A 13,807-nucleotide genomic window follows, 5' to 3' on the forward strand; every position below is an offset into this window, starting at 1 on the left:
GAACCAGTATGAATGTGAATAAAAATACTTTAAAAAAACTGGCCAGTGGGGTGTTAGTGGCCGGTTTGATGATGGCAGGGAGTGCACCGACATGGGCTAGCAATCCTGCCAACCCGAATAAGGTTTTAAAAACAGTATTTCTGGCAGCTGAAACCGGGTTTGATCCAGGTTATATCCATGACCGTTATTCGGCCAAGATTAATGCCGCGATTTTTGAGACCTTATATACCTATGACTATCTGGCCTCGCCAGCGAAATTAGTGCCATTGACTGCGGTCAGTCTGCCTCAAGTGAGTGCAGATGGCCTGACCTATACCATCAAAATCAAAAAGGGCATTTACTTTGCCCATGATCCGGTCTTTGGCGGTAAAAAACGTGAACTGACCTCGTATGACTATGCTTATAGCTTGAAACGTCTACTGGACCCAAAGCTGCATTCACCGAACAGCTGGTTGCTGGATGGCCGAATTAAGGGGCTGGAAGCATGGACGGCCCTAACCAAAAAGAATGGCAAAGCCTATGAAAATCCGTTTGAAGGTATTCAGACTCCAGACCGCTATACCTTGGTATTAAAGCTGAATAATCCGGATCAGAACTTCCCGATGTTGCTGGCACATGGGCCGGCCGCTGCAGTAGCTCGTGAAGTAATTGAAAAATATAAAGACAAGGCGGGTTGGGTCATGAATAGGCCAGTGGGAACTGGTCCTTATGTACTCAGCCGCTGGACACCAGGCTCACGGATTATCTTAAAACCAAACCCAGCTTATCGTGGTTTTGTCTGGGACTTTAAAGCCAGTGGTGCAGAAGATCAGGCTATTGTAAAAGCCATGCAGGGCAAAAAAATGCCTCAAATCGGCACTATTGATGTGCGTATTATTGAAGAAGCGCAATCCCGGATGCTGGCATTTAAGAAAAATGAACTGGACCTGCTCGAAATTGAGGGCGATATCGTCGTTCAGGCCCTCGATGGCGATAAATTAAAGCCTGAGCTGGCCCAGCAGGGGGTGAAGCTGTCACGTATTTTAGAGCCATCCATTAGCTACCATTACTGGAATATGCAAAATCCGGTAGTGGGTGGTTTCGCGCCAGAAAAAATTGCCTTACGTCGTGCCATGGCAATGGCATTTTCTGTGGAAAACATGATCAATGTATTACTTAAGGGAGATGGAGCAAAACTGCATATGCCTGTTCCGCCAGGGATAGCAGGCTATTCACCGTCCTATAAAAGCAGTACGCCATATTCGGTCAAGGCAGCCAACATGTTGCTCGACCGCTATAACTACAAGATCGGTGCAGATGGCTGGCGGAAGACGCCTGAAGGTAAACCTCTGGTGATTGAACTGATTACTGGGAATACCAGTCGGGGCCAGCAGCAGGGTGAATTCTGGAAAAAGACCCTGGACAGTATCCATATTCAACTGACCAGTAAGGCTATGCCATTCGCTGAAGGCATCAAGCTGGAAAAGCAATGTAAAACCATGTTCAAGAGTTCTGCATGGATTGCTGACTATCCAGACGCTGACAACTTTATGCAGTTGTTCTATGGCAAGAATGTCAATGTCACCAACAATGCTTGCTTTAAACATCCTGAATTTGACCGTCTTTACGAACAAACCCAGAGCATGCCGCCAGGCCCTGAGCGTGATCTGCTCTATCGTAAAATGACCCGGATTCTCGAAGTCAACATGCCGACCCTGATGCTCTATAGCACCTACCGTAATGCCTTGACCCAACCCCAAGTTATTGGACATAAGTCCCATCCGATTCTGTCTTCAGAATGGATGTATATCGATATTAATACGAAAAAGTAAGAAAAAATCTGGAGATGAATATGAAATTAAATCCTTTAAAATTAAGTATCTTATGTTTAATGATAATGGGGGGGTATCAAGGTGTAGCGGCAGATACCCAAGTGCAGCTGCTGCCATTATTTAAGGCTGCAGAAATTCCGTCTTTATGTGATGCCAGTCTGGCTTCCATGCAAAAAGATATCCAGATATTTGAAAATAAGAAAATTAAAGATAATGCCAAGGCGGGACCTTATCTGGCTGAATGGGATGAGTTGCATGCCAAAGCCCGGGATTTCGGTGCTGCAGTGGGACTATATAGTAATGTCGATCCAGATCCTGCATTGCGTCAGGCAGCCGATGACTGTGAACTTAAAATCAGCAAATACCAGACCACCCTGTATCAGAATCCGAAACTGTATGGACAGTTCAAAAAGCTGAAAGCCAGTGATCCGATTGATCAGAAATTTTTAGAAGACATTCTGGAGCAGTTTGAGAACACTGGGGTACAACTCAGTGCAGAAAAACAGAAACGACTGAAAGAAATTATTGAAGAAAGTACCAAACTGGGGCAGGACTTTTCCAAAAATGTGCGGGATAACCCTGAAAAAGTTGAGTTTACTCCAGCTGAAATGAAAGGCCTGCCAGAAAGTTACATCGCAAATTTAAAGAAAAATGAAAAGGGTAATTATCTGCTTGGCTTTGATTATCCGGAATACCAGCCTTTTATGGAACTGGCAGAAAGTGATGAAGCACGCAAACGCTACCAGACCGCTTACACGCGTCGCGGGACCGAACAAAACCTGCAATTCATGAAAAAAGCCATTGATCTGCGTTATGAAATGGCACAACTTTTTGACAAGGAAAGCTATGCCCATTCTGCGCTTGAATTCCGCATGGCCAAGACTCCGGAAGCAGTGAACGGTTTTCTGGATGAGGTTTATACCAAAGTCGCACCTCTAGAGAAGCAAGATGTCGAGGAATTACGCCAGTTCAAGGCTGAGACTTTAAAAGTTCCGCTAGAGAAAGCAGAAATTACACGCTGGAATCAGGGTTACTGGAGTGAAAAACTGCGTCAGGCCAAATACAAGGTAGACCAGGAAAAATTGCGGGACTATTTCCCGACAGAAGCATCGCAAAAATGGTTATTCGCTATTTCTTCGGAACTCTATGGTATTGAGTTCAAGCCGGTAAAAGTCAAGGCCTGGCATGATGAAGTGGAATATTATGCGGTACATGACAAGGCTACGGGCGAATTCCTGGGCGGATTATATGTCGATAAATACCCGCGTGAAGGCAAATATGGGCATGCAGCTGTCTGGGGAGCTTATGGTGGCAGTACCCTGAATCAGCGTCGTCCGGTATCGGTACTGGTGACCAATTTTAACCGTAAGGGCTTGAACAGCAACGAACTGGAAACCTTTGTGCATGAAATGGGTCATGCCTTGCACGGGATTCTATCGAAAACCCGTTATGCGGAACAGTCTGGTACCTCGGTAGAGCGTGACTTTGTGGAAGCGCCGTCACAGATGTATGAAGAGTGGGCACGCCGTCTGGAAACCTTGTCAAAAGTAGCGGATTACTGTGAGCCGGCATGTCCTCGGGTGGATGCTGCCATGACCGAGCGCTTAAAGAATGTGAAGAATTACGGTCGAGGCCTGCATTATGCCCGTCAGGCTTTATATGCCCAATATGATATGGCCTTGCATGGTAAAGATGCAAAAAACATTGAGCCTTTAAAACTCTGGCAGGATATGGAAGGCAAAACTGCCTTGGGTTATGTCAACGGTCAGCAGTTTCCAGGACAGTTCGGGCATCTGATGGGCGGCTATCAGGCAGGTTACTACAGCTATATGTGGTCTGAGGTCATTGCCCTGGATATGCTTTCATCCTTTGGTGATCAGCTGATGGACAAGAAAGTCGGTGCGCATTATCGCAATACGGTCCTGGCTCAAGGCGGACAAAAGCATGGCGAGCAAATGGTGAAAGACTTCTTGGGTCGTGAGCCGGACAGCAAAGCTTTCTTTAATGAAATTTCAGGAAAAAATTAAGGAAGGCAAGCGATGCTGGCATATATTATTCGACGGCTTTGGCAAATGATCCCGACCATGCTCGGGGTGATTTTGCTGATATTCCTGCTGTTTAACTGGGTAGGCGGAGACCCTGCCTATATTCTGGCCGGTAAAATGGCCAATGCGGAACAGATTGAGAACATCCGTCAGCAACTGGGTGTGGATCAACCATATTACGTACAACTTTGGATCTTTATCAAGCAGATTTTAACCTTTGATTATGGGGTGAGCTGGAGTACCGGGGAGTCGGTGGCACAGATTATCACCACCCGTTTGGGGCCCTCACTGACCATTCTGATTCCACTGACCATTCTGCAAACTATTATTTCTATCATTTTGGCTTTGGGGGTGGCTTCGGTTCGTGGTTCTTTGACTGATCGCATGATCATGATGCTGTGTACGATCGGTATGTCGATCAGTATTCTGGTATACATCATCGTGTTCCAGTATTTCCTGGCTTATGAATTGAGCTGGTTCCCGGTACAGGGCTGGAGCGATAATTTCGCTGACAACCTTTTCAAATACGCCTTGTTACCTGTGCTGATTATGTTGGTGGTAAGTATTGCACCAACACTACGCCTGTATCGTAGTTTCGTACTGGATGAAATCAATCAGGACTATGTACGTACTGCGCGTGCCAAAGGCCTGGGTGAAAACCGTATCATGGGTGTGCATGTCTTGCGCAATGCCTCCATTCCGATTATTACCGATGTTATGGCAGGACTTCCGGCACTGCTGATTGGTGCTTTCCTGATCGAACGTTTTTTTGGTATTCCTGGAATTGGCCGTGAAGTCATTATTGCGGTAGAACGTTCCGATTTTCCTGTGATTAAAGCAATTACGGTCTATGTCGCTGCTGCGACCATGATATTCAACCTGATTGCCGATCTGATCTATAAATGGGTCGATCCGCGTGTACAGTTGAAGTAGGTGAATTATGCTGAGTGCGATATTTAAAAAAGAACAAGCGGCTGAAGCAGCACCTGAATCGGCTTCAACAGGATTATGGCAACTGGCCATGCGCCGTTTGAAACGTGACCGGATTGCCATGTTTTCCCTGTATGTGGTGCTTTTTTATCTGCTGCTGCTGGTGCTGTCAATGAGCGGCCTGATTGCCAAAGACTGGAATAAAGAAGTGGCGGTCAGCTATGCACCGCCGAGTTTTATCAGTGCGACGCCAGTTACGGCGGCATCTGATACAGAGCAGGGCGCAGAATCTGTGCCTCTACCGGTCAATCCAGTTGATCCTTTAAAAGATGTCATTGCTGAATTGAATGCTGAAATTGCGGCTGAGCAGGGTGCAGGTGCGGGCATCGATTATTATGGAGTGGTCGATCCGCTGGCAGAAGACATGAAGGCCATTAATCAGGAGCTCGGCGGCCAGCTGATGGATGAAAGTGGGGAACTAAAGCAAAGTCTGGTCTTCGGCGCCGATAAATGGGGTCAGGATGTTTTACAGAAAACTATCAAGGGGGCTGAAACCTCGATTCTGGTTGGACTGATTGCAGCCTTTGTCGCTGTACTTATTGGGACTGCACTGGGTGCAATAGCAGGTTACTTTGGTGGTTGGGTCGATGATGTCCTAAACTGGTTTTATAATATCTTTACCTCGATTCCCTATCTGTTGCTGGTATTGGCCATTGCCGCAGTGTTACAGCAGAAAGGTATTTTATCAATCATCCTGATTTTAGGTCTGACTGGCTGGACCGGGGTCTTCCGTTTGGTTCGTGCCGAATACATGAAACATACGGCACGTGAATATGTGCTGGCTGCCAAGGCGATTGGAGTGAGTAATATGCGTCGTATGTTTGTCCATATTTTTCCCAATGTCAGCCATATTGCCCTGGTACAGATGTCTATTCTGGTGGTGGCATTTATCAAGTCTGAAGTCATTTTGAGCTTCCTTGGTTTCGGTGTGCCTATCGGGGTAGTGTCATGGGGCAGTATGCTAAATGAAGCGCAAAGCGAGCTGATTTTGGGTAAATGGTGGCAACTGGCGGCAGCCTCAATCGCCATGGCGGTATTGGTGACTGCTTTCTCGATGTTTACCGATGCACTCCGTGATGCATTAGATCCAAAACTGAAATAGGAGCGCAACGATGTCTGAAATCAATCCAAGCACAGCACCTGCGTTACTTCGCGTAGAAAATCTGCGAGTCAGTTTTAAAGGTGAAAATAAAGAATATATTGAGACCGTAAAAGGGGTTTCTTTCGAGATTCCGGCCAATACCACGGTTGCACTGGTAGGTGAATCGGGGAGTGGCAAGTCGGTTACTTCCCTCGCTACTATGGGCCTGCTTCCAGCAGAAAGTGCACGTATTTCAGAAGATAGCCAGATCATCTTTGAAGGGAAAAACCTGCTCAAGCTTAAAACCCGTGAAATGCGCCAGATGTGCGGCAAAGACATTGCCATGATTTTTCAGGAGCCAATGTCTTCGCTAAATCCGGTATTTACGGTAGGCATGCAGATTGCAGAAATCCTGCAACTACATTTGAGCATGAATAAAAAACAGGCGCGGCAACGTACCCTGGAGCTGCTCAAAGAAGTGGGGATCCCTGCGCCAGAAACTAAAATTGATGCCTATCCGGGGCAGCTTTCCGGTGGACAGCAGCAACGCGTCATGATTGCCATGGCCATTGCCTGTGAACCTAAACTGTTGATTGCAGATGAACCGACCACAGCTCTGGATGTAACTATTCAAAAGCAGATTCTGGACTTGCTGGAATCGCTGCGGCAACGTCGTCAGATGTCGATGCTGTTTATTACTCATGACTTGGCGTTGGTCGGTGAGATTGCTGATCAGGTGATTGTGATGCGGCATGGGGAAATCCGTGAACAGGGTCCGGTTCGGGAGGTGCTGGACCGGCCTCAAGACATGTATACCAAAGCCTTGTTACACTGCCGTCCACAATTGTCGCAACGCCCGTTACGTTTGCCGATGATCAGTGATTTTATGAAACAGGATGGTTCAACCTGGCTGGAGGATATCCGTCTGAACACTCAGCTTCCGCAACGTTCACGTGGGCTAAATGGCGGAGAGGAAATTATTCTGGATGTACGGGATCTGAAAAAATCTTTTTATAGTCGTAAAGGTCTGTTTGGTAAAGATGAATTTCAGGCAGTAAAAGGAGTTTCTTTTCAGCTGGCCAAAGGCAAAACCTTAGGGCTGGTCGGGGAATCCGGTTCGGGTAAAACCACCATCGGTTTATTGTTAATGCGTCTGCAACAGGCTACGGGCGGTAAGGCACTGTTTCAGGGTCGGGATATTCTGGATATGTCTGAACAGGAATTTACCCAGTATCAACGTAAAATCCAGATCATTTTCCAGAATCCATATGCTTCTTTGAATCCGCGCTTTACCGTAGGGCAAATCCTGATGGAACCGATGCAGATTCACAAGATTGGTCAGGATGATGCAGAGCGCAAACAAATGGCCTTGGATCTGCTGGAACGGGTCAGCTTGCCTGCACAGGCTTTTTATCGTTATCCGCATGAGTTTTCCGGTGGTCAGCGTCAGCGGATTGCAATTGCACGTTGCCTGACCTTAAAACCTGAGATTTTAATTTGTGATGAATCGGTCTCGGCGTTGGATGTATCAGTACAGGCACAGGTGCTGAATTTACTGCAAGATTTACAGGATGAATTTGGACTGAGCTATATCTTCATTTCACATGATTTGTCGGTGGTGAAATATATTTCAGATCAGATCATGGTGATGAATCATGGGGAACTGGTTGAAATCGCCAATTCAGATGAACTGTATCAATCGCCACAGCATGAATATACCAAGCGTTTACTCAGTGCTATTCCGCAGGGGATTCCAAAAAGTGCCTGATTCATAAGACATAAAAAAGTCAGGCAATTGCCTGACTTTTAGTTTAATTAGAGCTTAAAACTTTTTAAAGCCTTTGTTGACGCCATATGGACGACGCGGCGCATTTTCATCACGCTCTTCGCGACGACCAAAACCTTGATCTGGACGGTTTTCACGACGTACAAACTGAGTGCCATTCTGGTTTTCAGCTCTGTCACGACGACCATAAGCATTGTCATCACGACGCTCACGGCCAGTGTTGTTTTGTGGTTGCTCATCACTGTCACGACGCTGCTGACGCAAGAAACCGCCACGGCGTGCAGCCATCGGTTTGTCCTGCATACGCTCGTTACGACGTTTCGCCATACCAAACAAGCCAGTGCCTTGACGTGGCTTCAATTCCACAGCTTTGGTCAGGTTGTCGATATCGTTTTTATCCAGTTCAATCCAGCGACCAGTACGCAGTTCACGTGGCAGAATCACAGTACCATAACGGGTACGCAGTAGACGGCTAACCTTCAGGCCTTGTGATTCAAAGATACGACGTACTTCACGGTTACGACCTTCTTTCACCACGACCTGAAACCAACGGTTGATCCCGTCACCACCGAGTTCAGAAAAAGATTCGAATTTTGCCGGACCATCGTCTAGCACCACGCCTTTGAGCATGTTGTTGCGAATTTGTGGCGTTACTTCACCCATGACACGGACTGCATATTCACGTTCGATTTCATTCGATGGGTGCATCAAGCGATTCGCAAGTTCGCCATCATTTGTGAACAAGAGTAGACCGGTCGAGTTAATATCCAGACGACCGACCATCACCCAGCGATCGCCTGGAATAGCAGGCAGCTGTTCAAATACGGTCGGACGGTTTTCAGGATCGCTACGTGAGCAGATCTCGCCTTCAGGCTTGTAATAGATAATGACACGACGACGGATTTCGTCTTCAATCTGGAAGGCAACTTTACGACCATCGATGCGAAGCTCATCACCTGGTTCGATTCGTTCACCCACTTGGGCAATTTGCCCGTTGACACTTACACGACCCGCGGCAATGACTTCTTCCATATAACGGCGAGAACCCAAACCAACGCGTGCAAGCACCTTTTGCAACTTTTCACTCATGACAGCATAACCTTAGAAATAATTATCAACAGTTCACCTATTTATGACTTCGGTACATTCGCATCGAGGGCCATAAAAGCTTCCTTGGCATCCTGCAGGGGAGGCAATTGGCCCAAACTATTCAGGCCAAACGCATTTAAAAATTGTGGCGTTGTCATTAACAACGCAGGTCTTCCAGGGAGTTCACGAAATCCGGACTCTTTAATCCAGTTCCAGTCAAACAGCGTACGCAGGTTTTGACTGTTATTCGTGACACCACGAATCTGTTCAATATCCGCTCGAGTCACTGGCTGGTGATAAGCAATCACCGCAAGTGTCTCTAGTAATGAAGGCGACAAGCGAGCCGGTCGCTCAGGCCAGGTCTGTGCAATAATATTACGATATTTTGCACGCACTTGAAAACGATAACCTTGTGCTGTTTCAATCAGTTCTATCGAACGGCCATGCATCAGCATGGAAAGTTGTTGTAAATACTGACGTAATTCCTGCTTGCTATAGCGATCCTGAAAAGCTTCTTTCAGACGCGCCAATGAAACCGCAGAGTCACTGGCAAAAATAATGGCTTCAAGCTGTATCAATACTTCATGCAGATTATCTTCTGCAGATAACAGCGTATTTTGATCGAGTGTCATTGACTGGCTCCTTGAATCGCGAGCGCGGCTTCAATACCTGTAGCAATAATCTGAATTTTTTGTTGTCGGGTTAGTTCCAGCACCGCCATAAAGGTCACCACCATACCCATACGGCCTTGGCTCGGTTTTAACAAGTCCTTAAAGCTGAGTACTTCGCCAGTTTCAATACAACTTTCAATATAGGCAATCCGTTCTTCTAACAGTACCGGTTCCTGTTGTACCTGATGAATCACGGGTTCAGGACGGTTAAATATACAGAGCAAGGCATCACGCAATAAATCGCTTGAATAGCCTTCATTCGGCTGCTGGATTTCGCCCAGAGTGACATTGGTGGTAAAGGTGTCACGTTCCAGAATTGGCATCTGACCCAGACGTTCTGCTGCCTGTTTAATTCTTAAATAATTTTCTAAACGGTCAATCAGTTCTTGTTTTGGATCCTGCTCAATCGCAGCCAGGCTTTTCGGTTTCGGCAACAGCAAACGCGATTTGAGATCTGCCAGTAAAGCCGCCATCACCATATAATCGGCCGTCAGCTCGATATTCAGGGATTTCATCGCGTCCATATAAGACAAATACTGTGCTGCAATCGGCGCGATATCGACCTGTAACAGATCAAAACCGTTTTTTTGAATCAGGTAAATTAAAAAGTCGAGTGGGCCTTCAAAATGTTCTAATAAGATTTCAAATGCCGCTGGAGGAATGTACAGATCCTCTGGAATAGTATCCTGCCATTCATCCAGAACCCGAATGTGCGGAGCAGATTCCATAGTGTTATGGATAATTTGAGTCATTACAATTATAGGCCACGCGAATTTTCAAAGGCATGCAAAGGCTTGATTTTCGGTATCTGATCGAAAGAAAAGCACAGGAATTAAGTGTTGTCATTGTACTGGAAAAGTAACTTTAAATAAATTAAATAAGCCGTCAAAGCCATAAAAACTTAAAAAAATAATGGAATTTATCTGGGATTTAAAAATAGCAACGAGAAAAATGACAGAACATAGCGGGAAATGCTGCGGTGATCTTCACGTTAAATTGGCTCTTATAATTAAGCGTATATGGTAGATGATGTCAGTTGATTCACTTAAAAAACTTGATCAAATTAGAGGTTCTCATCAAAAAAGGAAATAAGCTAGCCAGCAGATATTGAGTGATTTTCAAACGGATTTCCCATTAAAAAACATGAAATTAATAAGTATTAATAAAATATTTCCCTATAATTTTTGGTCAAAAAAACCGCTATACTCCTGAAAAATAGTCAAGAATCACAAAAATCAATAAAAAGGTGAAGAAAGCATGCCATTTATTCTGGTTGTTATTGGGATGATCGCATTCGGGGGATTTTGGGCTTATCCCAAATATCAGATTATGCAGCTTGAAGATGAAGCACGAACAGGACTGAAATCAGGGGGATTCTCAGCTTTTGCGGAACAGGCCCGGCCTGTCATGCAGGCCATGAAAATGGACTTTAGCATCCTCGATCAATATCCTAATATCCGTTTTTACATGCGGCATATGGCCTATGAGGGCGACCAGCTGGATGAGCGGATTAAACTGGACATGCAGGCCATGTCTTGTGAGTCAATCAATTCCTTTAAAGTCATGGAACCCAAGGCACGCACAGCGATGCTGAATGTACTGGAAGAAGATCAGATTATTTTTCATGTATATCTGAAAAATAAACTGGGTGAAGAGCTCATGCATCATGAACAGAAGCTATCGCAATGTCCAAATTTCATGACGGTTCGTCATTATGAACGTAGTTCGGATTCTTAAACAGTTTTTGGCAACCACTGCATACTTGTCGAATTGAAAAGAATAAAACACCGCAACATCTCACGATGGACTATTTTTATATTTTCACAGAGAGGAAGGACTTTGTTCCTTGGCCGCAAACTCAATGAGGCGCTGGCAAGTCTCTGCCAGACATACGTTCTGCTTCGAATAGATCTGTAACAGCTGTCTAAGTAGACTTAACTTCAGGAAAAATTGGTATTCCGTATGGTCAATGTTCAGAATGAGATTGGCAGAAGGATGTGCTTCGACCATGGCTGCCTTGGATTGCAGTGTCCAAGGCAGTTCTGCATAGATCAGATCCTGTGCAGAAAATTCATGCTGATTCAGCAGGAGATAAAATAAATCCATTCATTCTGACTCCTTCAAGGTTTGTAGGAAATTCTCAGACCTCATTTATTCAAAGGCGCTGATATCTCCCATACCACGACGAATCACTTCTGGATGATCAGCGGATAAATCTACAATAGAAGTCGTGCTCAACGTGCCTAAACCACTATCTACAAAAACATCAATGCGTTTGCTCAGCTGCATTTCAATATCATAAGGATCATCGAGTGGGTCGGTCTGACCCGGTAAAATCAGGGTAGAGGTCAACAAAGGCTCACCGAGTTCTTTGAGCAGCATCTGACACACTTGATTATTCGGAATGCGTAGACCAATGGTTTTCTTCTTGGGATGCATCAACCGACGCGGCACTTCACTGGTCGCAGGTAAAATAAAGGTCGTGATGGCCGGTGTATTATTTTTCAGCAAACGGTACATGGCATTGTCCACCTTGGCATAAGTGGCAATATCGGACAAATCACAGCACAGAATCGCATATTGATGCTTTGGGCCCAGACCACGAATTTGCGCAATCCGCTCCATGGCACTCTTGTTCCCAATCTGGCAACCAATCGCATAGGCTGCATCAGTGGGATAGACCACCACATCACCCGCACGGATACGTTCCACTGCCTGACTGATTAAGCGGGGTTGCGGATTGTCTGGGTGTACGCGTAAATGCAGCATAGAGACTACTCCAAGCTTGGGCTGATGGCTTATTATGTGGCGCTATGGCGACGTCTGGCAATCACAAAAAAGGTAGATTTGTGTAATTTAATCAAGCATTTCACGTAGAAATTCATCAGATTGTAAACTTTTGCCAGCTCGTGTACAGGCACAGATAGATTGAATCAGGCGTTGGGCATCACGTGGCAGTTTGGCTGTGCCGTTAAAATAAGCCTGAACTTGGGCATAGACATGATCTTTAAAGCTGGTGCCATCACCGCCGTCGCCAGTCAGGTTATCCAAAGAAACCCGGAATTTACGGCCAAAAGCCTGGGCAAACATCCACTCAATTGCCTGTGGTTTGATTTCGACCTGTTCAAATAAAGCCTGCTGTTCGCGGGTACGACCATCCGGTGCATACCAGTAACCTAGATCAGGCAACAGGCGGCGTTTGTCTCCGGCAATGGTCCAGTGGCTGATTTCATGCAGGGCACTATTAAAGAAACCATGGGCAAACTGGATCCGGGCAGGACTATCTGTACTTGCAGGGAAATATTCTGGTTCAAATTCGCCCCGTACTAAAGTGACATTTAAATGGGAAAACCAGTGATTAAAGTGTAAGATGAGCCAGTCCACCTGCTGCGCTTCTGACGATAAATTCGCCCATGGCGAGAGTTGCACTTGTTGTGTTGAACTGTCAGAATCAAGGCTTGGAATTGTGCTAACGAGTGATGAAACATTCACTTCTGTTTGCGGCTGCAACAGATGCATGACTTGAGTTACCCAAATGGTCTGTCGAAATAAGTACAAAATTGTATCTTAATCTTTGACAGAGTACTGATGAATTTGTAGAATTGCCGCCTTAATTATGTCAGCAAATACCTTTCCGGCACAGATTGAGCCGTTTAAATGGGCTGAACAGGGCTTTAAATGGTCAGGTCAACTGCCTTTATCCCGCTTTGTTCGTATCGCTCGTGAAGCTGTTGGATCAATTGATGATCAATTGATTAACATAGACTGTAAGCTATCAATGGATGCCTATCATCGTATTGCATGGCTAGATGGTCACGTTGAAACAAAAGTTCCTATGGAATGCCAGCGTTGTCTGGAAACCGTAGAAATTGAACTGGTTTCTTCGTTCCATTTGGCACTTGTGGATGATGAGTCACTGATAGAGCGCTTGGATGAGGATGCTGATTTCATCGTCCTAGGTGAAAGTGAAGCAACGACCAAAGGTGATTATGATGCACCGGCGACCGCTGATTTACTCGCGCTGATAGAAGATGAACTGTTATTGTTGATGCCGTTGTCGCCTAAACATGAGTTTTGTGAACATAAGCATCAACCTGCCGTAGAAGAAGTGGCCGAAGAAAAACGGGACAACCCGTTTGAAGTTTTGGCTGCTTTGAAGGGTAAACTTAACTAATTTTTGTGTTATACTCTTGTGTATAAGACAATCGAATTTGTTCTGATCCATTTTTTCGATCTTTGTAAGGAGCCATCATGGCCGTTCAGCAAAACCGTAAAAGTCGCTCTCGCCGTGACATGCGCCGTTCACATGACGCTTTAACCGAGAATGCATTAAC

At 45.6% G+C, this 13,807-nt stretch carries 14 protein-coding genes; 8 read left to right on the plus strand and 6 right to left on the minus strand.

Annotation, left to right across the window (positions count from 1 at the left end; genetic code table 11):
• Positions 1–8: 8 nt before the first annotated feature.
• The 5 genes from WAK81_RS02030 to WAK81_RS02050 are packed head-to-tail and all read left to right on the plus strand — an operon-like array spanning position 9 to position 7,695.
• The gene (locus tag WAK81_RS02030; RefSeq protein ID WP_422195477.1) at positions 9–1,811 is read left to right on the plus strand and encodes an ABC transporter substrate-binding protein; all 1,803 of its coding nucleotides are present in this window, start codon (positions 9–11) and stop codon (positions 1,809–1,811) included.
• A gap of 20 nt (positions 1,812–1,831) precedes the next feature.
• Positions 1,832–3,838 carry a M3 family metallopeptidase gene (locus WAK81_RS02035; protein WP_422195478.1) on the plus strand — a complete coding sequence of 669 codons (2,007 nt, stop codon included), beginning with the start codon at positions 1,832–1,834 and terminating at the stop codon, positions 3,836–3,838.
• 12 nt (positions 3,839–3,850) lie between these two features.
• Positions 3,851–4,789, plus strand: coding sequence for an ABC transporter permease (locus tag WAK81_RS02040; RefSeq protein WP_422195479.1), 939 nt, complete (start codon positions 3,851–3,853; stop codon positions 4,787–4,789).
• A 7-nt stretch (positions 4,790–4,796) separates the two neighbouring features.
• The gene (locus tag WAK81_RS02045; RefSeq protein ID WP_422195480.1) at positions 4,797–5,948 is read left to right on the plus strand and encodes an ABC transporter permease; all 1,152 of its coding nucleotides are present in this window, start codon (positions 4,797–4,799) and stop codon (positions 5,946–5,948) included.
• Positions 5,949–5,958: 10 nt separating this feature from the next.
• The gene (locus tag WAK81_RS02050; protein ID WP_422195481.1) at positions 5,959–7,695 is read left to right on the plus strand and encodes an ABC transporter ATP-binding protein; all 1,737 of its coding nucleotides are present in this window, start codon (positions 5,959–5,961) and stop codon (positions 7,693–7,695) included.
• Between the two features lie 54 nt (positions 7,696–7,749).
• Here the strand turns inward: WAK81_RS02050 and rluB are convergent, their stop codons facing one another.
• The 3 genes from rluB to WAK81_RS02065 are packed head-to-tail and all read right to left on the minus strand — an operon-like array spanning position 7,750 to position 10,225.
• Positions 7,750–8,802 (minus strand): 23S rRNA pseudouridine(2605) synthase RluB, encoded by a 1,053-nt coding sequence (rluB, locus tag WAK81_RS02055; protein ID WP_005107723.1) that lies wholly within the window; start codon positions 8,800–8,802, stop codon positions 7,750–7,752.
• 41 nt (positions 8,803–8,843) lie between these two features.
• Positions 8,844–9,434: an SMC-Scp complex subunit ScpB gene (gene scpB, locus WAK81_RS02060; RefSeq protein ID WP_422195482.1), complete on the minus strand. Its 591-nt coding sequence runs from the start codon at positions 9,432–9,434 to the stop codon at positions 8,844–8,846.
• Positions 9,431–10,225 (minus strand): segregation and condensation protein A, encoded by a 795-nt coding sequence (locus tag WAK81_RS02065; protein ID WP_422195483.1) that lies wholly within the window; start codon positions 10,223–10,225, stop codon positions 9,431–9,433. The genes scpB and WAK81_RS02065 overlap by 4 nt, the downstream gene beginning before the upstream one ends.
• A gap of 505 nt (positions 10,226–10,730) precedes the next feature.
• Here WAK81_RS02065 and WAK81_RS02070 point away from each other — a divergent pair.
• Complete coding sequence (locus tag WAK81_RS02070) at positions 10,731–11,210, plus strand: hypothetical protein (RefSeq protein ID WP_422195484.1); 480 nt, start codon at positions 10,731–10,733, stop codon at positions 11,208–11,210.
• Positions 11,211–11,294: 84 nt separating this feature from the next.
• Here the strand turns inward: WAK81_RS02070 and WAK81_RS02075 are convergent, their stop codons facing one another.
• From WAK81_RS02075 to WAK81_RS02085, 3 genes are all read right to left on the minus strand, one after another.
• Entirely contained in the window at positions 11,295–11,579 is a 285-nt protein-coding gene (locus tag WAK81_RS02075) for a hypothetical protein (RefSeq protein WP_422195485.1), read from the minus strand.
• A 45-nt stretch (positions 11,580–11,624) separates the two neighbouring features.
• Positions 11,625–12,242: an L-threonylcarbamoyladenylate synthase gene (locus WAK81_RS02080; protein WP_422195486.1), complete on the minus strand. Its 618-nt coding sequence runs from the start codon at positions 12,240–12,242 to the stop codon at positions 11,625–11,627.
• An 87-nt stretch (positions 12,243–12,329) separates the two neighbouring features.
• Positions 12,330–12,992 (minus strand): elongation factor P hydroxylase, encoded by a 663-nt coding sequence (locus tag WAK81_RS02085; protein ID WP_422195487.1) that lies wholly within the window; start codon positions 12,990–12,992, stop codon positions 12,330–12,332.
• 97 nt (positions 12,993–13,089) lie between these two features.
• Here WAK81_RS02085 and WAK81_RS02090 point away from each other — a divergent pair, with 97 nt between their 5' ends.
• Positions 13,090–13,647, plus strand: a complete 558-nt coding sequence (locus WAK81_RS02090) for a YceD family protein (protein WP_004279226.1) — start codon at positions 13,090–13,092, stop codon at positions 13,645–13,647.
• 77 nt (positions 13,648–13,724) lie between these two features.
• A partial coding sequence (gene rpmF, locus WAK81_RS02095; RefSeq protein WP_374667293.1) for a 50S ribosomal protein L32 occupies positions 13,725–13,807 on the plus strand: 83 nt, incomplete at its 3' end.

It is taken from the genome of Acinetobacter sp. (genome assembly GCF_049284435.1).
Classification (GTDB): domain Bacteria; phylum Pseudomonadota; class Gammaproteobacteria; order Pseudomonadales; family Moraxellaceae; genus Acinetobacter.